This is a genomic window from Streptomyces sp. NPDC048277 (assembly GCF_040652235.1).
Taxonomy (GTDB): Bacteria; Actinomycetota; Actinomycetes; order Streptomycetales; family Streptomycetaceae; genus Streptomyces.
This window is the reverse complement of the sequence record NZ_JBEZLQ010000019.1, coordinates 55,321-80,122: the sequence shown is the minus strand read 5'-3', so window position 1 is coordinate 80,122 and position 24,802 is coordinate 55,321. Positions and strand designations below refer to the sequence as shown.

General features: G+C 70.4%; 23 protein-coding genes and 2 tRNA genes. 11 read left to right on the top strand and 14 right to left on the bottom strand.

Going from position 1 to position 24,802, the window contains the following annotated elements:
* Positions 1-133 precede the first annotated feature (133 nt).
* A complete protein-coding gene (locus tag AB0D85_RS34545; RefSeq protein WP_362328933.1) occupies positions 134-796 on the top strand; it encodes a DsbA family protein in 663 nt (220 codons plus the stop codon).
* Between the two features lie 9 nt (positions 797-805).
* Here AB0D85_RS34545 and AB0D85_RS34540 read toward each other — a convergent pair whose 3' ends face one another.
* A complete protein-coding gene (locus AB0D85_RS34540; protein WP_362328931.1) occupies positions 806-949 on the bottom strand; it encodes a hypothetical protein in 144 nt (47 codons plus the stop codon).
* A gap of 192 nt (positions 950-1,141) precedes the next feature.
* Between AB0D85_RS34540 and AB0D85_RS34535 the strand changes: the two genes are divergently transcribed.
* Positions 1,142-1,918, top strand: a complete 777-nt coding sequence (locus tag AB0D85_RS34535) for an SAM-dependent methyltransferase (protein ID WP_362328929.1) — start codon at positions 1,142-1,144, stop codon at positions 1,916-1,918.
* Between the two features lie 133 nt (positions 1,919-2,051).
* Here AB0D85_RS34535 and AB0D85_RS34530 read toward each other — a convergent pair whose 3' ends face one another.
* The 8 genes from AB0D85_RS34530 to AB0D85_RS34495 form a co-directional block, all read right to left on the bottom strand.
* A complete protein-coding gene (locus AB0D85_RS34530) occupies positions 2,052-2,693 on the bottom strand; it encodes a superoxide dismutase (protein ID WP_362328927.1) in 642 nt (213 codons plus the stop codon).
* A 69-nt stretch (positions 2,694-2,762) separates the two neighbouring features.
* Positions 2,763-4,154 (bottom strand): amino acid permease, encoded by a 1,392-nt coding sequence (locus AB0D85_RS34525; RefSeq protein WP_362328925.1) that lies wholly within the window; start codon positions 4,152-4,154, stop codon positions 2,763-2,765.
* Between the two features lie 113 nt (positions 4,155-4,267).
* Positions 4,268-5,158, bottom strand: coding sequence for a TauD/TfdA family dioxygenase (locus tag AB0D85_RS34520; RefSeq protein ID WP_362328923.1), 891 nt, complete (start codon positions 5,156-5,158; stop codon positions 4,268-4,270).
* Between the two features lie 14 nt (positions 5,159-5,172).
* Positions 5,173-6,513: an LLM class flavin-dependent oxidoreductase gene (locus AB0D85_RS34515; protein ID WP_362328921.1), complete on the bottom strand. Its 1,341-nt coding sequence runs from the start codon at positions 6,511-6,513 to the stop codon at positions 5,173-5,175.
* Complete coding sequence (locus AB0D85_RS34510; protein WP_362328919.1) at positions 6,510-7,223, bottom strand: ABC transporter ATP-binding protein; 714 nt, start codon at positions 7,221-7,223, stop codon at positions 6,510-6,512. Before AB0D85_RS34510 ends, AB0D85_RS34515 begins: the two co-directional genes overlap by 4 nt.
* Positions 7,199-8,041, bottom strand: coding sequence for an ABC transporter permease (locus AB0D85_RS34505; protein ID WP_362328917.1), 843 nt, complete (start codon positions 8,039-8,041; stop codon positions 7,199-7,201). The genes AB0D85_RS34510 and AB0D85_RS34505 overlap by 25 nt, the downstream gene beginning before the upstream one ends.
* Positions 8,038-9,105 (bottom strand): ABC transporter substrate-binding protein, encoded by a 1,068-nt coding sequence (locus tag AB0D85_RS34500; protein ID WP_362328915.1) that lies wholly within the window; start codon positions 9,103-9,105, stop codon positions 8,038-8,040. Before AB0D85_RS34500 ends, AB0D85_RS34505 begins: the two co-directional genes overlap by 4 nt.
* Positions 9,106-9,299: 194 nt before the next feature.
* Positions 9,300-10,487 carry an ROK family protein gene (locus AB0D85_RS34495; protein ID WP_362328913.1) on the bottom strand — a complete coding sequence of 396 codons (1,188 nt, stop codon included), beginning with the start codon at positions 10,485-10,487 and terminating at the stop codon, positions 9,300-9,302.
* Between the two features lie 459 nt (positions 10,488-10,946).
* On the opposite strand from AB0D85_RS34495, the gene AB0D85_RS34490 reads away from it, so the two are divergent.
* Entirely contained in the window at positions 10,947-11,531 is a 585-nt protein-coding gene (locus AB0D85_RS34490; protein WP_362328911.1) for a biotin transporter BioY, read from the top strand.
* Between the two features lie 92 nt (positions 11,532-11,623).
* On the opposite strand, the gene AB0D85_RS34485 is transcribed toward AB0D85_RS34490, so the two are convergent.
* Entirely contained in the window at positions 11,624-12,355 is a 732-nt protein-coding gene (locus AB0D85_RS34485) for a hypothetical protein (protein WP_362328909.1), read from the bottom strand.
* 315 nt (positions 12,356-12,670) lie between these two features.
* Between AB0D85_RS34485 and AB0D85_RS34480 the strand changes: the two genes are divergently transcribed.
* Positions 12,671-14,326, top strand: a complete 1,656-nt coding sequence (locus AB0D85_RS34480) for a protein kinase (protein WP_362329142.1) — start codon at positions 12,671-12,673, stop codon at positions 14,324-14,326.
* 3 nt (positions 14,327-14,329) lie between these two features.
* Here AB0D85_RS34480 and AB0D85_RS34475 read toward each other — a convergent pair whose 3' ends face one another.
* Positions 14,330-15,763, bottom strand: coding sequence for an amino acid permease (locus tag AB0D85_RS34475; RefSeq protein WP_362328907.1), 1,434 nt, complete (start codon positions 15,761-15,763; stop codon positions 14,330-14,332).
* 240 nt (positions 15,764-16,003) lie between these two features.
* Between AB0D85_RS34475 and AB0D85_RS34470 the strand changes: the two genes are divergently transcribed.
* Positions 16,004-16,489, top strand: coding sequence for a ribose-5-phosphate isomerase (locus AB0D85_RS34470; RefSeq protein ID WP_362328905.1), 486 nt, complete (start codon positions 16,004-16,006; stop codon positions 16,487-16,489).
* Between the two features lie 220 nt (positions 16,490-16,709).
* Positions 16,710-17,519: a DNA-formamidopyrimidine glycosylase family protein gene (locus AB0D85_RS34465; protein WP_362328903.1), complete on the top strand. Its 810-nt coding sequence runs from the start codon at positions 16,710-16,712 to the stop codon at positions 17,517-17,519.
* 7 nt (positions 17,520-17,526) lie between these two features.
* On the opposite strand, the gene AB0D85_RS34460 is transcribed toward AB0D85_RS34465, so the two are convergent.
* Complete coding sequence (locus tag AB0D85_RS34460; protein ID WP_362328901.1) at positions 17,527-18,771, bottom strand: GNAT family N-acetyltransferase; 1,245 nt, start codon at positions 18,769-18,771, stop codon at positions 17,527-17,529.
* Between the two features lie 175 nt (positions 18,772-18,946).
* Here AB0D85_RS34460 and AB0D85_RS34455 point away from each other — a divergent pair, with 175 nt between their 5' ends.
* The gene (locus tag AB0D85_RS34455; RefSeq protein WP_362328899.1) at positions 18,947-20,110 is read left to right on the top strand and encodes a PP2C family protein-serine/threonine phosphatase; all 1,164 of its coding nucleotides are present in this window, start codon (positions 18,947-18,949) and stop codon (positions 20,108-20,110) included.
* Positions 20,111-20,263: 153 nt separating this feature from the next.
* Positions 20,264-20,719, top strand: a complete 456-nt coding sequence (locus tag AB0D85_RS34450) for an HD domain-containing protein (RefSeq protein WP_362328897.1) — start codon at positions 20,264-20,266, stop codon at positions 20,717-20,719.
* Between the two features lie 12 nt (positions 20,720-20,731).
* Here AB0D85_RS34450 and AB0D85_RS34445 read toward each other — a convergent pair whose 3' ends face one another.
* A complete protein-coding gene (locus tag AB0D85_RS34445; protein WP_362328895.1) occupies positions 20,732-21,850 on the bottom strand; it encodes an acyltransferase family protein in 1,119 nt (372 codons plus the stop codon).
* Positions 21,851-22,312: 462 nt separating this feature from the next.
* On the opposite strand from AB0D85_RS34445, the gene AB0D85_RS34440 reads away from it, so the two are divergent.
* Positions 22,313-22,507: a hypothetical protein gene (locus AB0D85_RS34440; RefSeq protein WP_362328893.1), complete on the top strand. Its 195-nt coding sequence runs from the start codon at positions 22,313-22,315 to the stop codon at positions 22,505-22,507.
* A 202-nt stretch (positions 22,508-22,709) separates the two neighbouring features.
* Here AB0D85_RS34440 and AB0D85_RS34435 read toward each other — a convergent pair.
* Positions 22,710-22,780, bottom strand: a tRNA-Gly gene (locus AB0D85_RS34435).
* Positions 22,781-22,932: 152 nt separating this feature from the next.
* Between AB0D85_RS34435 and AB0D85_RS34430 the strand changes: the two genes are divergently transcribed.
* Positions 22,933-23,009: transfer RNA gene (locus AB0D85_RS34430), tRNA-Pro, on the top strand.
* 186 nt (positions 23,010-23,195) lie between these two features.
* On the top strand, positions 23,196-24,584 hold the full coding sequence (gene tig / locus AB0D85_RS34425) for a trigger factor (protein ID WP_362328891.1): 1,389 nt from the start codon (positions 23,196-23,198) through the stop codon (positions 24,582-24,584).
* Positions 24,585-24,802 lie beyond the last annotated feature (218 nt).

Genomic DNA, 24,802 nt, shown 5'->3' with positions numbered 1-24,802 from the left:
CGTCGATGCACAGCGTTGTCGGTACGCCGGAACAGGACCGATCCTCCCATGCGCCCCTGACGCCGGACAGCGGGAATGGGATCGCCGATGCCGGTGTTGCCGCAGGAAAAGGGCCTTATTCCCGAGGAGAACCATGTCCGAGACCGTGACCAGCCCCGGCAAGACCCCCGTCGACTTCTGGTTCGACCCGCTGTGCCCCTGGGCCTGGATGACCTCCCGGTGGGTCCTGGAAGTGGAGAAGGTCCGCGACATCGAGGTCCGCTGGCACATCATGAGCCTCGCCGTGCTCAACGAGCCCAAGCTGGACGAACTGCCCGAGGAATACCGCGAACTGCTGGAGACCAAGGCGTGGAAGCCGATCCGCGTGGTCACCGCGGCCTGGCAGAAGCACGGCGAGGACGTCCTCGGCCCGCTGTACACCGCGCTCGGCACCCGCATCCACAACAACGGCGAGGGCCCGACCCTGGAGGCCGTCGCCGGCGCCCTCGCGGACGTCGGCCTGCCCGCCGACCTGATCGACTACGCCGACCAGGAGGACTTCGAGTTCGACGCCCAGCTGCGCGCCTCCCACAAGGAGGGCATCGACAAGGTCGGCCAGGACGTCGGCACCCCGGTCATCGCGGTCCCGGGCTCCGACGGCGAGCAGATCGCCTTCTTCGGCCCGGTCGTCACCCCCGCCCCCAAGGGCGAGGAGGCGGCCCGCCTGTGGGACGGCACCCTCGCGGTCGCCTCCGTCCCCGGCTTCTACGAGATCAAGCGGACCCGCACCAAGGGCCCCGACTTCAGCAACCTGTGACCGAGCCGGTCAGCTGAAGGAGACGGGGAGGGAGAAGCCGTCCGACCGGTTGAAGCGGGGCTGGACCCACAGGCACTGCCCCAGCGTGGTCTTGCTCTCGCACCGCCAGAAGCCGTGCGCGCCCTTCTTCGGGTAGACCGACATGTCGGACACGAGAACCTCCCGGATCGGTCCGGCGAAACGGCCTGAACCGGGAGCACAGGTGCGCCGCTTCCGGGCGCGTGAGTCCGGAATCCGTCCCGCCGGGGTGGGTTCCGGACGCCGTCGGCGTCCGCCCCGGCGGCCCGCCGCGGCTGTCTCGCCCAATGTGCCCTGTGACCCCATCTGCCGTAGCACCATGGGCACATGACGGAGATCGACACCTCGGTGCCGCATTCGGCGCGCATCTGGAACTACTGGCTCGGCGGCAAGGACAACTACCTCGTGGACCAGGAGGCCGGCGATGCCTACACCGCCGTCTTTCCCGGGATCGTGACCATCGCCCGCAGCAGCCGGGCCTTCCTCGGCCGCAGCATCCGCCACCTGGTGGAGGAGGCGGGGATACGGCAGTTCCTGGACGTCGGCACGGGGCTGCCCACCGTGGACAACACCCACGAGGTCGCCCAGAGCGTCGCCCCCGAGGCGAAGATCGTGTACGTCGACAACGACCCGCTGGTCCTCGCCCACGCCCGCGCCCTGCTCACCTCCACGGAGGAGGGCGTCACCGCGTACGAGGACCTCGACCTCTACGCGCCGGAGCGCATCCTGGAGGCCGCGGGCAGGACCCTCGACCTCACGCGGCCCACCGCCCTGATCCTCAGCGGTATCCTCGGCCACGTCGACGGCCACGACCGCGCCCGCGGCCTGGTCGACGCCCTGCTGTCCGGTCTGCCCGCCGGCAGCTACCTGTCCCTCAACGACGGCTCCCGCGGCACCGACCCGGCCTACGAGCAGGCGCAGGACGCCTACAACGAGACCGGCGCGGTCCCGTACTTCCTGCGTCCCGTCGACCAGATCGAGGGCTACTTCGAGGGTCTGGAACTGGTCGGGCCGGGAGTGGTGTCGGTACCGCTGTGGCACCCCGAGCCCGGCGCCGACCGCCGGCCGATCGGCCAGCACGGCGGCCTGGCCCGCAAGCCCTGAGCCGCATGGGCCGCATGGGCCGCCGACATCCGGAGAGCCCCCGCGAGTCACGTCCTCGCGGGGGCTCCCCCTTCTTCCGCCTGCCCCCTGTGAACGGTGAGAAGACGATCACGAGGCAGGACGCGCCGGCGACTCAGGGGGCGAGCAGCAGTACGTCCGCCCGCGACCGCGCCGCCTCGTAACGGCGTGCCACGTCCTGCCAGTCGACGACCTGCCACATCGCCTCGACGAAGTCGGCCTTCTGGTTGCGGTACTGGAGGTAGAACGCGTGCTCCCACGCGTCGAAGACCAGGACCGGCGTCGAGCCCTGGCCGACGTTGCCCTGGTGGTCGTAGACCTGCTCGACGATCAGCCGCCCGCTGAGCGGCTCGTACGCGAGGACGCCCCAGCCGGAGCCCTGTGTCGTGGCCGCCGCCCTGGACAGCTGCGCCTTGAACGCGGCGAAGGAGCCGAAGGACTCGGTGATCGCGTCCGCGAGGTCGCCCACGCCGTCCGCCGCGAGCGGCTCGCCGCCGCCGTCTCCCGACATGTTGTGCCAGTAGACGGAGTGGAGGATGTGGCCGGAGAGGTGGAAGGCGAGGTTCTTCTCCAGGCCGTTGAGGGACCCCCACCGCTCCTTGTCCCGCGCCTCCGCCAGCTGCTCCAGGGTGTCGTTGGCGCCCTTCACATACGCCGCGTGGTGCTTGTCGTGGTGCAGCTCGATGATCTCGGGGCTGATCACGGGCGCCAGCGCGGAGTAGTCGTACGGCAGTTCAGGGAGCGTGTAGACGGGCATGGGCGGGGGTCCCCTCCGAACGTCTTGTTGCCAATGACTTGCAATTACACACTAGCAACAAGAAGCGCGTCAGGTGTGCGAACGCCGCCGTTGCCGGGCGTAGCCCACCGCCGCCAGTACGGCCGTCATCCCGCCGGTGTAGTAGAGCTGGACCCGGGTGTCCGGCTCGCGGGCCATCAGCACGAAGATCGCCGTCATGCCCGCCAGCGCCAGCCACGTCAGATACGGGAACGCCCACATGCGGACGACCGGCTGCTGCGGGGTCTCCCGCTCGATGCGGCGGCGCAGCAGCAGCTGGGAGACGGCGATGAAGAACCAGACGACCAGGATCACCGCGCCGATCATGTTCAGCAGCCAGGGGAAGACGTCGTCGGGGCGCCAGTAGCTGAGCAGCACACAGACGAAGCCGAAGAAGCAGGAGGTGAGGACCGCGGGACGCGGGACGCCTCCGGAGACCCTGGCCAGCGCCTTGGGGCCCTGGCCACGCTCCACCAGGGAGTGGGCGATGCGCGAGGAGCCGTAGATGTTGGCGTTCATCGCGGAGAGCAGGGCGACCAGGACGACCACGTTCATGACCTGGCCGGCGCCCGGGATGCCCAGGTGGTCGAGGGCGGCGACGTAGGGGCCCTTCGTCACGACCTCCTCGGAGTCCCAGGGGACGAGGGTGACGATGACGGCCATCGAGCCGACGTAGAAGAGGGCGATACGCCACATGGCGGTGCGGACCGCGCTCGCCACGCCCCGCACCGGGTTCTCGGACTCGGCCGCCGCGATGGTCACCGTCTCCAGGCCGCCGTAGGCGAAGACGGAGGCCAGCAGGCCGATGACCAGGCCCTGGCCGCCGTTCGGGAGGAGGTCGGTGAGGTTCGAGGCGCCGGGGGAGTCCGTGCCGGGGAGCACCCCGGCGATCGCCAGGACGCCCAGGACGAGGAAGAGGCTGATCGCGCCGACCTTCAGGGCCGCGAACCAGAACTCGAACTCGCCGAAGTTGCGGACCGCGGCCAGGTTCGTCGCGCAGAAGACGGCCATGAACAGGGCGACCCAGGCCCACTCCGGGGTGCCGGGCAGCCAGCCCGTCACGATCTTCGCGGCACCGATGCCCTCCAGCCCCACGGCCGTGCAGAGCAGCACCCAGAACGACCAGCCCGCCGTGAAGCCCGCCCACGGGCCGATCGCCCGCTCGGCGTGCGCCGAGAAGGAGCCCGAGGACGGGTACGCGGCCGACATCTCGCCCAGCATCCGCATCACCAGCATCACGATGAGACCGGAGAGCGTGTAGGCGATCACGATGGAGGGGCCGGCGGCGGCGATGCCCGCGCCGGAGCCCACGAAGAGGCCCGCGCCGATGACACCGCCCAAAGCGATCATCGACAGGTGGCGCTGCTTGAGGCCGTGGGAGAGGGAGGCGCCGTCGGCGTCGTGCGTCGGCGGTGTCTCGACCGGGGTGCTGCTGTGCGGCATGGGCGCGGCTCGTCCAATGGGTGAGATGGGCAAAAACGCCCACAGTCTGGGCGGCCTCTCCGCTCGGAGGGAGAAGCCGCCCACTATCCGGACGCGCCTGGTGCGGGGAGTGACTACGCGGCTACGGCCGTGTAGTGCGAGGCGTCGCCCTCGATCGAGTAGCTCTCCTTGCCCTCGATGCCGACCGGGATGTCACCGGCGACGGTGACCCGGTTGAGGCGGCGCGGCAGGCCGTCGTAGTTGTCGACGGCGTAGTGCTGGGTGATGCGGTTGTCGAACAGGACGAGCTGGTCGGGGGACCAGCGGTGGCGCAGGATGTTCTCGGGGCGGGTGACGTACGCCTGGAGCAGGTCGAGGATCCGGCGGGACTCGTCCTTCGACAGGCCCACGATCCGCTGCGCGAACCCCCCGACGAACAGGCCGCGTTCACCGGTCAGCGGGTGCACCCGGACCACCGGGTGGACCGTGCGGAACCTGATCGACGTGAACTGGGCGCGCTGGGCGGCCTTCTCCTCGTCGATCTCCTCGTCCGGTACGGCGTAGTCGTAGTCGTTGGTGTGTTCCGCCCACAGCGTGTCGGCCAGCGCCCGCAGCGGCTCCGGGAGCTGGCGGTAGGCGGCGGCCGAACTGGTGATCAGGGTCTCGCCGCCGTACGGCGGGACGGTGATCGAGCGCAGGGTGCTGGCCTGGGGCGGGTTCAGGACGAACGTCACGTCGGTGTGCCAGTGGTTGGCCCGGCCGCGTTCGCTGTCGACGGGCAGCACGTTCGGGGCGCCGTCGACGGCGGGCACCGTCGGGTGGGCGGTGGTGAGGTCGCCGAAGTGCCGGGCGAAGGCCTCCTGGCCCTCGTCGTCGAGGCGGACGTCGTCGAAGACCAGGGCCTTGTGGACGTTCAGGGCCTCGCGGACCGCGGTGACCTGCTCCTCGTCGAGCGGCTTGGAGATGTCCACGCCCAGGACCTGGGCGCCTATGTTCGCGGTGACCTTGCGGATCTCGATGGACATGCGGGGTGGTCCTCTCAGACGGTGGCGAGTGCGGGAGTGACGTACTGGTTGGCGGGGCGCGGCAGGCCGTAGCGCTCCCGCAGGGTGCGGCGCGGGCCGTACCCGGCGCGGAGCAGGCCGCGGGCGCGCAGGATCGGGACGACGTGGTCGACGAAGGTCTCCAGGCCGGAGGGCAGCACGGGCGGCATGATGTTGAAGCCGTCGGCGGCGCCCCGGGTGAACCAGGTCTCGATCGCGTCGGCGACCTGCTCCGGTGTCCCGGCGAAGGTGAGATGGCCGCGGCCGCCGCCGAGCCGGCCGATCAGCTGCCGTACGGTGAGCCGCTCGCGGCGGGCCAGTTCGACGACCAGCGTGTAACGGCTCTTGGCACCCTCGATGGCGTCCTCGGGCGGCAGCCCGGCGGGGAGTTCCCGGTCCAACTCCAGGGATCCGGCGGGGAGATGGAGCAGCCGTTCCAGGTTGGCCACGCCGTGCCGGTGCACGATGTGCTCCTCCAGGAGCTGTTCCTGCGCCCGCGCCTCGGCCTCCGTCGAGCCGATCACGGGGACGATGCCGGGCAGCACCTTGATGTGGTCCGGATCGCGGCCCGCCGCGGCGGTACGGGACTTGAGGTCGGCGTAGAAGGAACGCGCGTCCTCGATCGTCTGCTGCGCGGTGAACACGGCCTCCGCGTACCGGGCGGCGAACGCCTTGCCGTCCTCGCTGGACCCCGCCTGCACCAGCAGCGGGTAACCCTGCGGGGAACGCGGCACGTTGAGGGCGCCCTCGACACTGAAGTACGGCCCCTGGTGCCGCGGCGGGTGGATCTTGGCGTCGTCGCCCCAGACGCCGGCCGCCTTGTCGGCGACGATCGCGTCGTCCTCCCAGCTGTCCCAGAGCTTGAGCGCCACGTCGAGGAACTCGGCGGCCCGCGCGTACCGCTCGGCGTGCGCGGGCTCCTCGGCGATCCCGAAGTTGCGGGCCGCCTCCGCACCCGCCGTGGTGACGATGTTCCAGCCCGCCCGGCCGCCGCTGATGAGGTCGAGGGAGGCGAACCTGCGGGCCAGGTTGTAGGGGGAGTTGTACGAGGTGGAGGCGGTGGCGATCAGGCCGATGTGCTCGGTGGCCGTCGCCAGCGCGGTGAGCAGGGTGAGCGGTTCCAGGGCCCCGGCGGGGCGCTGGGCGACGCTGCCCCACAGATGGGGGCCGTCGGCGAGGAAGAGCGAGTCGAAGGTGCCGCGCTCGGCGGTCCGGGCCAGCTTCACGTAGTGCGCGAGGTCGACATGCGCGTACGGGTCGCTCTCCGGGAGCCGCCAGGACGCCTCGTGGTGTCCGGTGGTCATGAGGAAGGCGTTGAGGTGGAGCGTGCGGGTCATATGAGGTCCTCCGTGACACCCAGGGCGGTGAGCAGCTGTTTCCGGTGGTGCGCGCCCGGATGTGCGCGGTCGACGGTCAGGTCGAGGCCGATCCGGCCCCGCTCCAGGACCAGGACCCGGTCGGCGAGGGCGATCGCCTCGTCGACGTCGTGGGTGACGAGCAGGACGGACGGGCGGTGCCGCTTCCACAGCTCGCGCAGCAGGTGGTGCATCTTGATCCGGGTGAGCGCGTCCAGCGCGCCGAACGGCTCGTCGGCGAGGATCAGTTCGGGCTCGCGGACCAGGGAGCGGGCGAGCGCGGCGCGCTGGGCCTCGCCGCCGGACAGCTCGCCCGGCCAGGCCCGCTCCCGGCCGCCGAGACCGACCTCCTCCAGCGCGGCCCTGCCTTTTTCGACCGCGTCCTTTCCGGTCAGGCCCAGCACCACGTTGTCCAGCACCCGGCGCCAGGGCAGCAGCCGGGAGTCCTGGAAGACCACCGAGACCCGCTCGGGGGCGCTCAACCGCCCGCTGCCGGTGACCCCGTGGTCGAGTCCGGCGACCGCCCGCAGCAGGGTGCTCTTGCCGGAGCCGCTGTGCCCCAGCAGGGCCGTGAACTGCCCGGCCGGCACGTCGAGGTCGATGCCGTCGAGGACCGTACGGTCGCCGAACGACCGTGTCAGTCCCCGCAGTTGCACGGCCGGGCGGGTCAGCTGCTCAGTGTGCGGCGCCACGACAGCACCCTCCGTTCGACGAGACGGACCACGGTGTCGGAGACGAGGCCGAAGACGCCGTAGATCAGCAGACCGACGAGGATGATGTCGCTGCGGCCGTAGTTCTGGGCCTGGAACATCATGTAGCCGAGGCCGCTGGTGGCGTTGATCTGCTCCAGGACGACCAGGCCCAGCCAGGAGCCGGTGACGCCGAGCCGGAGTCCCACGAAGAATCCGGGCAGCGCGCCGGGGATCACGACCTGCCGGATGAACGCGAACCTCGACAGGCCCAGTACCTCGGCGAGTTCGACGTACCGGCTGTCGATGGCGGACAGCGCGGCATGGGTGTTCAGATAGACGGGGATGTAGACGACGATCGCGATGATGGCGATCTTGAAGGTCTCGCCGATGCCCAGCCAGAGGATGAAGAGCGGGATCAGGCCGAGGGTCGGGATGGCCCGGTTGATCTGCACCGTCCCGTCGATCAGCGCCTCTCCGATCCGGCTGAGCCCGGAGGCCAGGGCCAGCAGCACCCCGGCGGTCAGCCCGATCGCGAAGCCGTACCCGGCCCGCTCCACGGAGGTCAGGACGTCGGTGGGCAGCGTCCCGTCCGTCCACAGGTGGACGGCGGTGTCCAGGACGGTCCAGGGCGCCGGGATCGCGCCGGGGTCCAGCCGGCCGGCCGCGGAGGCGACGGCCCAGGCGGCGAGGACGACCAGGGGACCGGCCAGCCGGGCGGCGGGCAGCCGCCTGCCGGGGGAGAGGCGGCGGCGCGGTCGGACCCGGCCGCCGGCGTCCTCGGTGGGAACCGCCGGTGCGGCGGTGGTCACGGCGGTCATGTGCGGTACTCCGCGGGTACGGCCTTGGCGGCGATGGACTCGAAGCGGTGGTCGAAGAGCGAGGAGACATCGGTCTTCTTCACGAAGCCGCCCTCCGCCAGCAGATCGGCGGTCTCCTGCTCCCACTTGATCGCCTCGTCCCAACTCGGCGGGAACAGCGGCTTGTTGGCAAGCTCGGTGATGCTCTGCGCTTGGGCGAGGGTCAGGTTCTGGGTCTTGACGTAGAACTCCTCGTTCCAGGTGTCCGGGTTCTCCCACTGCCAGACCTGGCCCCGGGCCCACTCGGGGATGTACGCGGCGATCGCGGCCGCCTTCGCCGGGTCGTTGAGCACCGACTGCGGCGCCCAGAGCAGGTTGAGCAGGTCGACGACGTCCGTCGGGATCGTGTGGGCGCCCTTGGACCCGTACTGCTGGAGGTAGGCCGGCGCCTGGGTGTTGGCGAGCGGGGCCACGTCCACCTGGCCGGACTGCAGGGCGGTGAGGAACTGGTTGCTGGTGAGCTGCACCAGCTTCACGTCGTCGTACTTGAGGCCCGCCTCCTTCAGCGCCCGCAGCAGGACGACGCCCTGGGCCTGGCCCTGCGAGAAGGCGAGCTTCCTGCCCTTGAAGCCGGCGACCGTGTGGATGTCGCTGCCGGGCTTGGTGGCGAACAGGTAGTTCGGCTTGCGGGTGATATTGATCGCCACGATCTTCGCCGCGAATCCCTGGAACTGCGCCTGGATCGGCGGAATACCCGCGTTGTTCGCGAGGTCCAGGGACTTGGCGCGGAACGCGTTGATGACATCGGGACCGGCCCCGATGTTCGCCCAGCTCGACACCGTGAACGGCAACGCGGGCAGCTTCGCCAGCTTGAACTGCAACTGCTGCACGCCCAGATAGGAGGCGATCTTCAGGCTGGTGCCGGACGGGACCTTGGCGGCCAGCGGAGCGGTGGAGGCGGCCGCGGTGTCGGCGGCGGCACTGCCACCGGCGCAGCCGCTCAGCCCGGCCACGGCCGCCGAGGCGCCGAGCAGCGAGGTGAGGAAGAGCCGGCGGTCGATGCCGGGGGAGGACGCAGAAGGCATGGAGGAGCTCCGAGGGAAAAGCGGCAGAAAGGCAGGGCAAATTCCCGGCGGGGGAGGGCCGGAAAGAGAGATCTCACGCAGAGAGAAATGCGCGCTCGGGGCGCGTCAAGACGTCAGCAACAAAGGGTGCGACAGGTCATGAGAAGGATGTTCCTTGCCGTGTGCGACGACTGTCAATATTCCGAGTTTCTGAATTAAATAAGCTCTGGTGACGCGCTCAACGGGTCCCGGTACAGCACGTCGAGGACCACCGAACCGCCCGCCACCGCCAGCACCCGGTCCCCGAAACTGGTGGGCGCGACCACGGCCGCCCGCTCCGCCCCGACCGCCTCCCGCAGCGCGGCGAGACAGTCCTCGCGGTGCAGCACACCGACCTCGGTGACGACCACGCTCTCCGGGTTGAGCACGTCGAGCAGCAGCCCGGCCGCCCGCCCGGTCGCGCGCGCCCGCTCCACCAGCAGCCGTACGGCCACCGGGTGCCCGGCCCGCGCCGCCGCGAGGACGTCCATCGGGTTGCCCCCGTCGACGACCCCGGCCGCCCGGGCCCGCCGCACCAGCGTCCGCTCGCTCAGCTCCGCCTGGAGGCAGCCGGTGCGGCCGCAGGCGCAGGGCTCGGTGCCGCCCGGCACCGGGAGGTGGGCGATCATCCCGGCCTGGGAGCGCGGACCGTGGTGCACCTCGTCGCCGGTGGCGAAGGCCGAGTCGACCACGTTCCCGACGAACAGATGCAGCACGCTCCGGCTGCCCCGGGCCCGCCCGAACAGCCGCTCCCCGTTGACCAGCGCCCGCGCATGCCCGTCCACATGGACCGGCAGCCCGGTGTGCGCGCCGAGCACCTCCCGCACCGGCACCTCCCGCCAGCCCAGCAGCGGGTGCTCGACGACGGTCCCGGAGTCCCGGTCCACCCAGCCGCCGACGGCGACGCCGACGCCCAGCGGCCGGCTGCCGGGCACCTCGGCGAGCAGCGCGGCCAGCCCGGCACCGGCCCGCGCCAGCACCTCACGAGGGTCGGTGCCGTGATGCCTCAACTCCCGCCGTACGACGACCCGGCCGCGCAGATCGAGCAGCGCGACCGTGGTGTACGGCACGGCCACATGCACCCCGCCGACCACGAACCGCGAGTCGTCCAGGTCGACGGGAACGTGCGGCCGGCCCACGCCCCTGACGCGGCGCGGCGCCTCCGCCTCCCGGATCAGGCCGAGTTCGGTGAACCGGGCGCAGTAGTCCGTGACGGAGGCGGGGGACAGCCCGGTCAGCCGGGCGATGGTGGAGCGGGCGACCGGCCCGTGCTCCAGCACCGAGCGGAGGACCACACTGGCGCTGGTCCGCCGCCGGTCACCGGGCGCGGGGGTGGTGAGCGGGGGTGCCGCGGTACGGGGCATGGGAAACCGTCCTCGGGAACGGGGCCGACACGTCTCGTCTCGGAGAGCGAGGCGCGCCCGGACCGGCTCCCGCCGTCCCGCCGCGCGGCCTCAGGCCGTACGGCGACAGGTGGCGGCACCTTGCCGTCGCAGGTCGACATAGCGACGCGACGTGAGGTTCAGGGACTGGGCTTCCATGTCCGGAAGCGTAGGCCGGAAACCTTGAATCCCACCAGACCACTAGGGTTCGATTGGCGGAACTCCACAGGCTTGTTCAACTCCGTTGACGTGAGTGAAACATCTCTGCCTCAGTGATCGGCGTCACCCCGTACCGCGTGTAACCCACACCCTTTGTGGGGAGCCCACCAAGCGTCGCTTCCGGCCTTTGTCGACCGCTGACGTGTTCGGCTCGGACGGGCCGGGATAGCGTCACGATGTCCCCTTCTTGTCTGCCCGTCCTCACCCCCCCGCGGAGTCCTCATGAGCACCGCCACCGCGACCGCGTCCGGCCGCCCCGGCATCGTCCTCGCCGACCTCCTGCCCGCCTCCCGGGTACGCGATGTCGCCCTCGTGCTGGGCGGCGCCGCGCTCACCGGCCTCGCCGCCCAGATCTCCGTCCCGGTGCCCGGCTCCCCGGTCCCGGTGACCGGCCAGACCTTCGCGGCCCTGCTCGTCGGAACCAGCCTGGGCGCCCGCCGCGGCGTCGCCTCCCTCGCCCTCTACGCGCTGGCCGGGCTCATGGGCATGCCGTGGTTCGCGGGCGGCACCTCCGGGTTCTCCGTCTCCTTCGGCTACATCCTCGGCATGATCCTCGCCTCCGCGGCCGTCGGCGCCCTCGCCCGGCGCGGCGCCGACCGCAACGTGCTGCGCATGGCGGGCGCGATGGTGCTCGGCGAGGCGGTCATCTACGCGATCGGCGTGCCGTACCTGGCCTACACCGCCCACCTGTCCGCGTCCGCGGCGATCGCCGCCGGCCTCACCCCGTTCCTGATCGGCGACGCGGTGAAGGCGGCCCTGGCGATGGGCGCGACGCCCACGGCGTGGAAGCTCGTCGGCAAGCGCTGACCCGACCACGGCCGACAGGGGTCCGGGGTGCCACGGCACCCCGGACCCCTGTCGCACTTTCCCGGCGGCTACGACTACGACTGTGGCTGCGGCTACGGCTGTTGCCGTGGCCGCCGCTGCGCCCACCACACGCCCGCCGTCCCGGCCGCGATCAGCGCCGCGCCCGCCGCGCCGAGCGGCAGCACGTCACCTCCCGCACCGGTCTTCGGCAGTTGGTCGCCGCTCGGCCCCACCGGCTTGTTGTCGGTGCCGAGCAGCAGCGGGGTGGCCGGGGCGTTCGGCGACGGGTTCGTCGTACCGAACGGCACCGGACCCTGCTGCCAGAACGACTTCTTCCCGTCGGCGGTCTGCACGGGCAGACAGATCTTCCCGGTCTTCCCCAGATCGAACGTGGCGTCGACCGCGTACGACTTCGACCTGCCCGCGCCGAGCGCGCCGACGGGACAACTGAAAGCGCTGTTCGAACCGGCCGGCAGATCCTTCTTCGCGACGGCGTCGCAGCCCTGGACGCCGGTGATCGTCAGGCCGTCGAAACCGGCCACCAAAAGCCTGATGTCGTCGCTTTCCCTGGTTCCCTCGTTCTTGACGGTGGCGGTGATCGCCGTTTTCTGCGAACTGTTGTCGACCGAGATCCTCTCGGGCAGTGTGGTCGTCAGCTTCACACCCGCCGGTGCCTGGTCGACCGCCTTTCCCCCCTTGCCGCTTCCCGGTCCCTGGTCATCGGCGGCGGCCGTGAACGGCAGGATCATCACGGCCGAGAAAGATGCCGTGACCAGCGATCCCGTGACCACGGCCAGCGGCCGGGCCATACGACGAGAACTCATGTTCGTCCCCCTTGCAACCCCCTGGACCGCGCCTGAATTCGCGGCCACTTGAAGAGGTACCACAAGATTTCTCCGCACTATGCTGGTACGGCCGTAAGTGTGACCATTGTGTGTCGGCAGGGGCGGTCGTTGAGGGGGTGCAGCGAATTGCCGGAGAATTCAGGGAGTTCAGCGATTCCAGGGAATTCAGTTGGTCCGGGGAGTCCGGGGAATTCCGTTGGTGCAGGGAATGCGGAGAGCGCGGGGCACGGTGGTGTCCCGGGGCTGCTGGTGACCGGTCGCTACCGGCTGGCCGAGAGCATCGGGCAGGGCGGCATGGGGCGGGTGTGGCGGGCTGCCGACGAGACGCTCGACCGGCAGGTCGCCGTCAAGGAGATGCGGATCGACGGCCTCGACGCCGAGGACACCCGCACCCGCCGCGAACGCACCCTGCGCGAGGCCAGGGCCACCGCCCGCATCGACCACCCCAACGTCGTACGGGTCTACGACGTCGTCGACGAGGGCGAACGCCTGTGGATCGTCATGGAGTTGGTCAACGGCCGCTCCCTGGAACGCATCATGGCCGAGGAGGGCGCGCTGGGCCCGCGCGAGGCGGCCCGGATCGGCCTCGGCCTGGTCGCCGCGCTGCGCCAGGTGCACGCCGGGGGAGTGCTGCACCGCGACATCAAACCCGGGAACGTCCTGGTCGAGAACGCCGGCGCCCGGGTCGTCCTCACCGACTTCGGCATCGCCGCGATCCAGGACGCCAAGGCGCTCACCATGGTCGGGATGCTCGTCGGCTCCCCCGACTACATGGCACCCGAGCGGATCTCCGGCCGCCCGCAGGGCCCGCCGTCCGACGTCTGGTCGCTCGGCGCGACCCTGTGCGCGGCGCTCGGCGGCCGCTCCCCCTTCACCCGCGACACCACCCTGGCCACGCTGCACGCGGTTCTCTACGAGGAGCCGGAACTCCCGTCCGCCGCGGGCCCGTTGCGCGACCTGCTGGCAGCGCTCCTGGAAAAGGACCCGACGGTCAGGCCGGACCTGGCGGAGGTGGAACAGGCCCTGCGCCCGGTGGCGTACCCGACCCAGACACCGACGGAGACACATCCGGCGCCGGTCCGGCCGGAACGCCCGACACCGGCGTACGTGGACCTCACGAAGCTGCGCCGGGCCCCGGAGGACGAACGCCCGCAGCCGCTGCCGACGGAGGCGGCTTCGCAACCACATGCAGAGGTCCCCTCGGAACGCCCCGAACGGCAACGCCCCGCAAGGGGCGCGGGGCTGCATCGATCAGCGGCTCCGCCGCGATGGGGGTCCCCCCGCTCGAGCGAAGCCGAGAGTGGGGGAGCGACCAGCCACAACGCACCCGCAGCGACCCACCGCCGCAAAGCCCCCCGACGCACAACCCTCCTCGCCGTACTGGGAGTCACAGCAGTCGCGACCGCCATCGCCATCCTCCTCACCACCACGACACGCGGCGGCGACGGCGGCACGGCATCCGGCACCTCCACCACCCCCTCGACCGCAACGTCGGCCACCGTCGAGGGAACGACTCGCCCCCGCAGCCTCCCGCCCGGCACCCACGAGGAGGCCGGCGGCTTCGCGTGGGCGCCGCCCGCCGGCTGGCGGAGGGACGTGAAGACGGGCGCCGAGGTGCACTACACCTCCCCCGACGGCAGCCAGGAACTCGTCGCCAAGTCCTCCCTCGCCCGGGGCGACCTCCTGGACACCTGGAGCGCCTCCGAGCGCAGCGCCCACCAGGGCCAGGACTACAGGAAGATCCGCTTGGCCAGGACGACCTTCCGCGGCTACCCGGCGGTGGTCTGGGAGTACACCTTCACCCTCAAGGGAACCCCCTGGCACGCACGGCTGCTGGGCTTCGACGCCGACGGGAAGTCGTACCAGATCAACACCTGGTACCAGCCGGCGATCGAAACCCAGGCCGTACGGACGTACGAGCGGGTGAAGGAGGGCTTCACCCTGCTGTGAGCGTCAGCCGACGGACACCTGGTCGGCGGGCTCGTCGGCCCCGGCGGTCACCGTGGCCGTACGGCCGTCCGTCACCTTCTGCTTCACCACGGCGACCACGACGACGGCCGCCGCGACCAGCAGCGACAGCAGCACGGTCGTACGACCGCTGCTCTCGCCCTCCGTGTCGGTCAGCATGTAGCCCAGGACGAACACGATCAGACCGGCCGTCGCCCAGGTCAGATACGGGTACAGCCACATCTTCACGACGAGCTTCTCCGGCGCCTCGGCCTGGATGATCTTCCGCATCCGCAGCTGCGAGAAACAGATGACCAGCCACACGAACAGGGCGACCGCGCCGGAGGAGTTGACGAGGAAGAGGAAGACCGAGTCCGGGAACCGGTAGTTGAAGAAGACGGCGACGAACCCGAAGACGACGGAGGCGACGATCGCGGCCATCGGCACACCACGGGAGGTGGTCCGCGCGAACGCCTTCGGCGCGTCGCCCCGCTGCCCGAGCGAGAACGCCATCCGGGAGGCCGTGTACAGACCGGAGTTGAGGCAGGACAGCACGGACGTCAGCACGATGAAGTTCATGATCTGACCGGCGTGCGCGATGCCGAGGGAGTCGAGGGCGGCGACGTACGAGCCCTTCTCCTTGATGGACGGGTCGTTCCACGGCAGCAGCGAGACGACGATCAGGATCGAGCCGAGGTAGAAGACGCCGATCCGCCAGATGATGCTGTTGGTGGACTTGGTGACGGCGCGCTGCGGGTCCTCGGACTCGCCGGCGGCCAGGGTGGCGATCTCGCTGCCCATGAAGGAGAAGACGACCAGCAGCACACCGGTGAGGATCGCGCCGGGGCCGTGGGGCAGGAAGCCGCCGTGCGAGGTGAGGTTGGAGAAGGTCGCCTTGTCGTTGTGCACGCCCGGCAGCACACCGAGCACGGCCAGCAGGCCGACCACGATGAACGCGCCGATCGCGACGACCTTGATGCCGGCGAACCAGAACTCGAACTCTCCGTAGGAGCCGACGGAGATCAGGTTGGTGGCGGTGAGCACCACCATCACGATGAGCGCCCAGCCCCACTGCGGTACGGCCGGGATCCAGCCCTCCAGGATCTTGGCACCGGCGGTGGCCTCCACCGCCAGCACCACGACCCAGAAGAACCAGTACAGCCAGCCGATGGAGAACCCGGCCCAGCGGCCGAGCGCGCGGTCCGCGTGCGCGGAGAACGAGCCGGAGGTCGGATTGGCGGCGGACATCTCGCCGAGCATCCGCATCACGAGCACGACGAGCGTGCCGACGAGGGCGTACGACAGGAGGATGCCGGGTCCTGCGGTGGCGATACCGGAACTGGAACCGACGAAGAGGCCGGCGCCGATGACGCCGCCGATGGCGATCATCGACAGATGGCGGTTCTTCAGTCCAGCGTGGAGACCGTTGCCGGAAGTCATGGGGGGAATTTCCTTTGCGCCGGGTGAGCGGGCTCCCGTACGAGCGGCGTACGAGTTGGTCCAGTGAAACGGAGGTGGACTGATTCCTGAACCTTTGAATCCAGATTGTTACTTGAGGTTTTCCTGAGGTTCTGTATCCTTGCTCACACTCCCGGGTGTCTTCCGGGCTGTTTTCCGGGCCGCGTTCCGGGATGCGGCCCCGCCCCTGCCGGGCGTTCACACCCATGTCACACTCATCACATGCGCGTGTATCTCGGCTCCGACCATGCGGGCTTCGAACTCAAGAACCACCTCGTCGAGTGGCTGAAGGCGGCGGGTCACGACCCCGTCGACTGCGGCCCCCACATCTACGACGCCCAGGACGACTACCCGCCCTTCTGTCTCCGTGCGGCCGAGCGGACGGCGGCGGACGCCGACTCCCTCGGCATCGTGATCGGCGGCTCCGGCAACGGCGAGCAGATCGCCGCGAACAAGGTGAAGGGCGTGCGTGCGGCGCTCGCCTGGAGCGAGGAGACCGCGTCGCTCGGCCGGCAGCACAACAACGCGAACGTCGTCGCGGTGGGGGCGCGCATGCACACGGAGGACGAGGCGACGAAGTTCGTCGAGACGTTCCTGAACACGCCGTTCTCCGAGGACGCGCGGCACATCCGGCGCATCGACATGCTGTCGGCGTACGAGACGACGGGCGACCTTCCGCCGATCCCGGCGCACCACCCCCAGCCGTAGTTTTGCCCACCCACCCGGGACTGCGGCTTTCGCGTAGGGGCAGCCGGTAGTCAGCGACTGCGGGCGAGTGGGGGCTGGTCGCGCAGTTCCCCGCGCCCCTTGCGGGGCGCTGTGCTCCCGCCCCCTCCGCACATCACTTCGGGATCTCCTGTGCCTTCGGCTCGACGTTCGCCACTTCACTGAGTGAGTCGGGTGGGTGGGTGGGAAAGGAATGGGCTCCGTGCCAGAAGGGCACACTATTCACCGGCTCGCGCTGGACTACGGCGACCGTTTCTCCGGCGCGCCGGTGAGGGCCAGCAGTCCGCAGGGCAAGTTCTCCGACGCCGCCGCGTTGATCGACGGCGCCCCGCTCACCCGTACCGAGGCCCACGGCAAGCACCTCTTCCTCGGCTTCCGCGACAGCGACTGGGTGCATATCCACCTCGGCCTCTTCGGCAAGGTCGGCTTCGGCGACAGCCCCGCACCCCCGGCCACCGACACCGTCCGGCTCCGCCTCGCCAACGCCACCTCGTACGTCGACCTGCGCGGCCCCACCACCTGCGCCCTGATCACCGACGAGGAGAAGGGCGCGATACACGCCCGGCTGGGCCCGGATCCGCTCCGCGTCGACGCCGATCCGGGCGCGGCGTACCAGAAGATCTCCCGCAGCCGTACGACGATCGCCGCCCTGCTCATGGACCAGAAGGTCATCGCCGGGGTCGGCAACGTCTACCGCGCCGAGGTCCTCTTCCGGCACGGCATCGACCCGTACCGCACCGGCAAGGACCTCACCCCGGCCGAGTGGGACGCCGTCTGGGCCGACCTCGTCGAGCTGATGCGCGAAGGGGTCAGGAACAACCGCATCGACACCGTACGGCCCGAGCACACCCCCGAGGCCATGGGCCGGCCGCCGCGTGTCGACGACCACGGCGGCGAGGTGTACGTCTACCGCCGGGCCACCCGGCCCTGCCACATCTGCGGCACCGGGATCCGCACCGCCGACCTCGCCGCCCGCAACCTCTTCTGGTGCCCCGCCTGCCAGCAGGCCTGACCGCCCGCTAGAAGCCGTGCGGCAGCCACGGCACCACCGGTGACCCGAACGCCACCGACGCCTCCGTCAGCGCCCCCGGCCGCAGCTCGGCCACCCGGCCGGCCCGCGCCAGCGTCAGCAGGGACACACCGCCGAGGTACGCCGCCCCCAACTCCCGTACGGACAGGGAGAGATCGGCCGCATCCGTCGTACGTTCGCAGGACGCGCCCTTCGCGTCACCGGTGAGCCGCCAACGCCCCTCGTTCCAGGGGCAGAAGGCGTCCTCCACCGCCAACACGACGTCCACCGGTGTCTGGTAGGTCCGCGCCGCCAGCGCCGTACCGACGTCCACGAGACGGACGTACGCCGAGTCGTTCAGCCGGGTGCGGCAGCGCCGGATGTCGGAGACCAGGTACTGCCAGGCGTCGTCGACCGGCCGCCCCCGTACCGTCAGCGTCGTCATCAGGTCGATGCCGAACAGGAACCGCCACAGCGCCGCGTCGGTCGCCGGGTCCAGCGCGGCCAGCTCCTCCAGCGTCACCGTGCCGTCGTGCCCGCTCGCCGACCAGCCGGTCTTCGTACGGAACCGGGCCCACCCGGTGACCCGCCCCGCCCGCTCGGCGACCACGCACTGCAGCGCCGACGCCCCGCCCCGGTCGCTCTCCGGGTCGAGCAGCCCCGCCCGCTCCCAGCCGGGCTGCCGGGCCAGCATCCCGGGCCGCCGCGGCACCAGCTCCGCGTACACCGCCTCGCACGCGTCGAGCACGGCGGCCGGCTCGGCGTACCGCAGCCGTACGTCGTCGGTGCCGGCCGGTACGGCGAGGGTCGCCCGGCCCGTGTCGATCTCGGCGTGCAGCTGGAAGGTCGCGGCGCCGTACCCGAAGCGGCCGTAGATCGCCGGCTCGGACGCCTTCAGCGCCGCCAGCGGCTCGCCCAGCGCGTGGCTGTCGTCCAGCAGGCGCCGCATCATCGAGGTCAGCACCCCGCGCCGCCGGTGCGTGGCGGACACGCTCACCATGGTGATGCCCGCGGTGGGCACCACGGCCCCGCCCGGCACGCTCATCCGGAAGCTGAACGCCCCTCCCGTTCCCACGAGTCCACCGCCGTCCAGGACGGCCAGCGAACGCTCGAACTCCGTGAGGGACCGGTCCAGGTCCCGCTCCTCGGCGGACGCCGGACCGGCCCCGAAGGCCCGCACCAGGTGGGTCCACCATCCGTCGAACTCCTCGGGCCGCAGCACCTTCAGCTCGGTCGTCGTACGGTCAGTCGCCATGAGCCATCCCTATCAGGGGCATTGTGGGGCGAGCCAGCGAATTTCTTCCGTACGCCGACACGAGGGCGCCGGGTGAAGTTGACTGTGAAGTTGCACTCCAAGTCGAGCCTCGGACGGGGGACAAGTGGGACCTCCCGTGCCAAGAAGCTGGTCCGATGGATAGGGTCCCGAACTAATGGCAGCAGACGGAGAGCGGCGCGGGAAGGCCGAGACGTTGACGGCCCGGTGGAAGATGCAGTGGCACCGGGCCCGCGTCGGCGTGCGCAGAAGCGCCGTGGACTACTTCCGGGGCGACGGTTCCGACTGGATCGCGCTGGCCGGACTGCTCCTGACCATCCCGGTGCTCGCGGCCATGACCCTCGCGAACTCGGTGTGGTTCTCCCCGGCCGCGCTGGTCCTGCCGATCGTCGCGGGCGGCCTGCTGCTGCGCCCGGCGAGCCTGCTGGGCCTGTACGCGGCGGCGGCCACGGCCCTGATCGTGGAGTCGGTGCGGCTGGGCCCGTACACCGAGGGCCCCTCCCGGGTCACCCCGGGCGTCGTCCTGACCGTCGCCGCCTGCGGTTTCTTCGGTCTGCTCACCGCGCAGTTCCGCAGCCGGGTCGGCGTCCCCTGGCGGCGCGGCGGCACCATGCTCTTCGACCTGCGCGAACGCATCCGGGTGCAGAGCAAGCTGCCGAAGCTGCCGCTGGGCTGGCACCGCGAGATGGCCCTGCGGCCCGCCGGCGGGCAGTCCTTCTCCGGGGACTTCGTGGTCGCGGCGCGCACGAACAACGGCCGCACGATGGAGGTCGTCCTCACGGACGTCTCCGGCAAGGGCATGGACGCGGCGTCCCGCGCGCTGCTCCTGTCCGGCGCGTTCGGCGGCCTCCTCGGCTCCCTCCCGCCGCACGCGTTCCTCCCGGCGGCCAACGGCTACCTCCTCCGCCAGGACTGGGACGAGGGCTTCGCGACCTCCATCCACCTGGTCCTGGACCTGGACTCCGGCGACTACGAGCTGTTCTCGGCCGGCCACCCGCCCGGCCTCCAGCTCAGCGCGGGCAGCGGCCGCTGGGAGGAGAAGGCCGCGGAGGGCCCCCTGCTGGGCGTGTACGACGGCGCGCAGTTCGACCCCGTCAAGGGCTCCCTGCGGCCCGGAGACGTCCTGATGCTCTTCACGGACGGCCTGGTGGAGACGGCGGAACGGGACATCGTGGAGGGCATCGACCGGCTGACGGGAGAGGCCGACCGCTATGTGGCGGGCGGCTTCCACGGGGCGGCCTGGCATCTCATCGAGGCGGTGGCGAGGGACGTGAACGACGACCGGGCGCTGCTGCTGATCTGCCGGGAGGCGGCGCGCTGAGTTAGCCGACGGGGCGCTTCGGTAGTACGCCGGGTGCGGGTGCGTGGGGGCTGGTCGCGCAGTTCCCCGCGCCCCTAAAGGGGCGCTCCCGGGCGGCACCCGGCCCGCGCCGGTGAGCGACACCCCCGCCCCCAGCCACGACATACTCGCACCGTGACCCCGACCCACCGCCTCTCCCTCCCCGAAGTCGAGAAGCTCGCCCGAGCCGCTCACGCGACGCAGACCGACAAGGCGGGACGGCCGTACGCCGAGCACCTCGCCGCCGTCGCCGAAGGCGTCCGTACCCGCGGCGGGGACGACGACCAGATCGCCGCCGCCTGGCTGCACGACTCCGTGGAGGACCACGCCCTCACCGAGGAGTGGCTGGACGCGGCGGCCCTGAGCCCTCGTGCGAAAGCCATCGTCCTCGCCGTGACCAAGCGCCCCGGCGAGCCACCGGAGTCGTACGCCCACCGCATCCTCACCACCCCCGGCGCGCTCCTCGTCAAACAGGCCGATCTCGCGCACAACGCCGACCCCGGCCGTCTCGCCGTACTCGACGAAACCACCCGGGACCGGCTGACCGAGAAGTACGCCCGGATGCGCGCGCTCCTCGGTCTCCCCGCGTGAGCGTCTCCGCGGTCACGCGTTGGCCATCTCCCGGCTCCGCCGGCCCCGCTCCCGGGCCAGTTCCGCCGCGTCCTGCCGGAACGCCCACTCCATCCTCGGCTCCATGGAGAACCGGAACACCCGCCGGACGGGCCGGGTGCACAGCAGGGTGACGCCGGTGCCCGCGACCGCGGTGACGAGGATCTCGCCGAGCGGCCCGTGCAGCCACCTCGGGTCGAACCAGCCCGCGTGGACGCCGTACTTCACGAAGAAGCCGTGCAGGAGGTAGCCGTAGAGCGTGCCCGCGCCGAGTGTCGTGAACCACATCCTGCGGCCGGGCACCCAGGAGAGGAAGCCGGCCGTCAGCAGCATCGAGCAGCCGAACAGGGCGAGCACCATCACCGGCCCGCACCACCACGGCGCACCCAGCTCCTGCGCGGAGTCGCGGTGGTAGAACCACGCGGTGTTCATCCGCGGCACCGACCACCAGGCGAACACCAGCGCGGCCGCGAACACCGGCACCGCGGCGATCCGCACCGGCCACCGGCGCACCAGCCGGAAGTGCCCGGGCTCCAGGCACAGGCCGAGCACGAAGTACGGCAGGAACTGCAGGACCCGCTGCAGGTCCAGGTCGTCACCGATGCTCGGGGACACGGACGCCAGCATCGCCACGACGAAGGCGAGCGGGAGGGGGTGGCGGACGGCCTGCCAGAGGGGCGTGGTCAGCCGCCAGACGAACAGCGCGCACAGGAACCAGGTCAGGTACCAGGGGTCGAGCAGGCTGATGTCCTGGCCGGGGGAGCCGAGGACATAGCGCTCGAAGAGCGAGTAGCCGGTCTCGAACAGGACGTACGGCACGAGGACCCCCGTGACCAGCCGCTTCAGCCGGTCCGGGCGCATGTCGAAACTCCGGGAGAAGTAGCCGGAGATGATGATGAACGCCGGCATGTGGAAGGCGTACACGACGGAGTACACCGCCTCCAGGACGCGGCTGTCGCCCTTCAGCGGCTCCCAGGAGTGACCCATCGCGACGAGCACGATCGCCAGGTACTTGGCGTTGTCGAAGAACGCGTCGCGCTGTCCGTCCGCCGGCGGACGGGCCGGGGGACGGGGTGTTCGGTTCTGGCCGGGGGACGTGGCGGCGGCAAACATCTGAGGCACCCTAGCGTCGCCTGTGTGATTCCGTAAAACCGTCGTGGTGATTCCTGGATATCGATCGTGAACGCCTGTGAACCGGCGGCCGATTTACCGAGGTCGACGTCTCTGCCGATGCGGTTCCATGCGGCACTTACACCCGTGATGTCCCTATTCATCCTGACTAATTGGTGCATAACATCCGCACGTAGCCTCGCTTTGCCGTACCTGTGACGACAATTCGAATTCGCTGCGCACGCGTTGTGTGGACACTGAAACCATGTCTGTCAATTGCCCTGGATCCGGGGGCGGGTGGACCCTCGAATTACTGTGCGGGCGGTAGTCGGTGCGCACCGCACTGTCGACGTTGTGTCACGGGCCGCATAGTGCGGCCGGGTTGGTGGCACGATGGTTCTGGCGGGGGTGCGGGGTCGTACCCCTGGGCCGGGAGAGCGGAACCGACCGAGGGTGTGATCAGTTGTGGCCATTTCACTGTCTGTGGTGCTGCTGTTGGCGATCATCCTGGTAGTGCTGATCAGAGGGGGGAACATCAAGGCCGGCCCCGCGATCGTCGCGATTCTCTTCGGCTTCTTCCTCGCGTCGACCGGGATGGCTCCGTCGATCCAGCGGTTCCTCGACTCGATAGCGCAGACCATCAACTCGATCAGCTTCTGACCGCGCCCGGCGGCCCCGCCTTCACCCTTCCGGGTGAGGGTGGGGCTTCCAGCGCGTCCCGTACGTCCAGTGCGTTCCGTACATCCCGTACATCCCGTACGGCATCCGCTCCGGCCGCCCGGCCGACGTACCCGCCCCTCGAACGCGCCGAAGGCCCAGGGAGAGGAGATCGAAACCTCTCACCTGGGCCTTCGCCGTTCAGAGCGGGCGACGGGAATCGAACCCGCGTAGCTAGTTTGGAAGACTAGGGCTCTACCATTGAGCTACGCCCGCACCACAGGCGCCGCAGCTCGGTGACCGCGGCACAGGAGGCATCGTAGCGGGTCGTGCGCCGCCTAGGCCAACGTGTTGGGCTGCGCCGACGCAGGTGAACAAAGCGGCCGACGCAGGCGGCCCGGGCATGTACCCTACGTGTCGCACCGAAACGGGGTGTGGCGCAGCTTGGTAGCGCGTCCGCTTTGGGAGCGGAAGGCCGTGGGTTCAAATCCCGCCACCCCGACCACCACCTGACGGCGTCCGTCTTGATCGCCTTTTGGGGCGCTGAGCGGCTGCGGTTACTATGCAAGCTGCGCGCCCGTGTGTCCCGGCCCGCCGGACGGCGGCCTACGAACTCCTCCGGGCGGCGAAACTCCGCCGGGCCCTCTGGCACCGGCAGAACCCAAGAAGTCAGCCACAAGGAGACCGAACCGTGAAGAGCGCCGTGGAGACCCTGAACCCGACCCGGGTTCGGCTCACTGTCGAGGTGCCCTTCGAGGAGCTCAAGGACAGCCTCGACGCGGCGTACCAGAAGATCAACCAGCAGGTCACGGTGAAGGGCTTCCGTAAGGGCAAGATCCCGGCCCGGGTCATCGACCAGCGGTTCGGTCGCGGTGCGGTGCTGGAGGAGGCCGTCAACGACGCGCTCCCGAAGTTCTACACCGAAGCGGTCAACGAGGCCGAGCTCAGCCCGCTCGGCCAGCCCGACGTCGACATCACCGAGCTGAAGGACGGCGAGACGCTGAACTTCACCGCCGAGGTCGACGTCCGCCCCGCCCTGGAGATCCCGGACTACACGGGCATCGAGGTCGAGGTCGACGCCGTCGAGGTGACCGACGAGGACATCGAGAAGTCCGTGGAGCAGCTCCGTGAGCGCTTCGCGTCCACCTCCCCGGTCGAGCGTGCCGCCGAGGACGGCGACGTCGTCACCATCGACCTGGAGGCCAAGGTCGACGGCGAGGTGCTGGAGGACGGCATCGCCAGCGGTGTCTCCTACACCATCGGCTCCGGCGAGCTGCTGGACGGCATCGACGACGCCGTGAAGGGCCTGGAGGCCGGTGGCGAGGCCACCTTCGCCTCCGAGCTCAAGGGTGGTTCCGCGGCCGGCAAGGAGGCCGAGGTCACCGTCAAGGTCACCCAGGTCGCCGCCCGCGAACTGCCCGAGCTGGACGACGAGTTCGCGCAGCTCGCCTCCGAGTTCGACACCCTGGACGAACTCAGGGCCGACAGCCGCAAGCGGCTCGCCAACATGAAGACGTACGACCAGGCCACCCAGGCCCAGGAGCGCGTCCTCGAGAAGCTCCTGGAGCTCGTCGAGGTGCCCGTCCCCGAGAAGCTCCTCGAGGACGAGATCAACACCCGCAAGCACAACCTGGAGCACCACCAGCTCGGCCAGATGGGCCTCGACCTCGACAAGTACCTGGAGATCCAGGGCAAGACCGCCGAGGAGTTCGAGACCGAGACCCGCGAGGCCGCGGTCAAGGGCATCAAGACCCAGTTCGTCCTCGACGAGCTGGTCAAGAAGGAGAACCTCAACGTCAACCAGGAGGAGCTCACCGAGCACCTCATGCGGCGTGCGGCCTCCTCCGGCATGTCCCCCGACCAGTTCGCCCAGGCCGTCGTCGAGGGCGGCCAGGTTCCGCTCCTGGTCGGCGAGGTCGCCCGCGGCAAGGCCCTGGCCGTCGTGGTCGAGGCCGCCACGGTGAAGGACACCAACGGCGAGATCGTCGACCTGGACGACGAGGACGAGGACGAGACGGAGGCCGCCGCCGAGCCCACGGACGCCACGGACGCCAAGGACGAGGAGAACGCCGAGGGCTGAGCCCCACGGCGCCCACAACGGCGTACAGGGGCTCCTGGGCACTGCCCGGGGGCCCCTTTGCCGTATGCGCCAGGGAGGCCGACCAAGGGGCGCGGGGAACTGCGCGACCAGCCCCCACTCACCCGCAGACGCCCCCGTACCGCATCTCGAACGGCGCTACGCCCCCGGCGAACAGCCCTGTTACTGGGATTCCCCGAAGGGACCATCGCGTTAGGGTC

Bases quoted from the DNA above. Each gene is read 5' to 3' on its own strand.
- AB0D85_RS34445 (WP_362328895.1), bottom strand. From the start codon at position 21,850: ATGTTTGCCGCCGCCACGTCCCCCGGCCAGAACCGAACACCCCGTCCC.
- AB0D85_RS34470 (WP_362328905.1), top strand. From the start codon at position 16,004: ATGCGCGTGTATCTCGGCTCCGACCATGCGGGCTTCGAACTCAAGAAC.
- AB0D85_RS34505 (WP_362328917.1), bottom strand. From the start codon at position 8,041: ATGACCGCCGTGACCACCGCCGCACCGGCGGTTCCCACCGAGGACGCC.
- AB0D85_RS34530 (WP_362328927.1), bottom strand. From the start codon at position 2,693: ATGCCCGTCTACACGCTCCCTGAACTGCCGTACGACTACTCCGCGCTG.
- AB0D85_RS34490 (WP_362328911.1), top strand. From the start codon at position 10,947: ATGAGCACCGCCACCGCGACCGCGTCCGGCCGCCCCGGCATCGTCCTC.
- AB0D85_RS34520 (WP_362328923.1), bottom strand. From the start codon at position 5,158: ATGTCCATCGAGATCCGCAAGGTCACCGCGAACATAGGCGCCCAGGTC.
- AB0D85_RS34460 (WP_362328901.1), bottom strand. From the start codon at position 18,771: ATGGCGACTGACCGTACGACGACCGAGCTGAAGGTGCTGCGGCCCGAG.
- AB0D85_RS34535 (WP_362328929.1), top strand. From the start codon at position 1,142: ATGACGGAGATCGACACCTCGGTGCCGCATTCGGCGCGCATCTGGAAC.
- AB0D85_RS34545 (WP_362328933.1), top strand. From the start codon at position 134: ATGTCCGAGACCGTGACCAGCCCCGGCAAGACCCCCGTCGACTTCTGG.
- AB0D85_RS34475 (WP_362328907.1), bottom strand. From the start codon at position 15,763: ATGACTTCCGGCAACGGTCTCCACGCTGGACTGAAGAACCGCCATCTG.
- AB0D85_RS34485 (WP_362328909.1), bottom strand. From the start codon at position 12,355: ATGAGTTCTCGTCGTATGGCCCGGCCGCTGGCCGTGGTCACGGGATCG.
- AB0D85_RS34500 (WP_362328915.1), bottom strand. From the start codon at position 9,105: ATGCCTTCTGCGTCCTCCCCCGGCATCGACCGCCGGCTCTTCCTCACC.
- AB0D85_RS34525 (WP_362328925.1), bottom strand. From the start codon at position 4,154: ATGCCGCACAGCAGCACCCCGGTCGAGACACCGCCGACGCACGACGCC.
- AB0D85_RS34455 (WP_362328899.1), top strand. From the start codon at position 18,947: ATGGCAGCAGACGGAGAGCGGCGCGGGAAGGCCGAGACGTTGACGGCC.
- AB0D85_RS34495 (WP_362328913.1), bottom strand. From the start codon at position 10,487: ATGCCCCGTACCGCGGCACCCCCGCTCACCACCCCCGCGCCCGGTGAC.
- AB0D85_RS34480 (WP_362329142.1), top strand. From the start codon at position 12,671: ATGGGGCGGGTGTGGCGGGCTGCCGACGAGACGCTCGACCGGCAGGTC.
- AB0D85_RS34515 (WP_362328921.1), bottom strand. From the start codon at position 6,513: ATGACCCGCACGCTCCACCTCAACGCCTTCCTCATGACCACCGGACAC.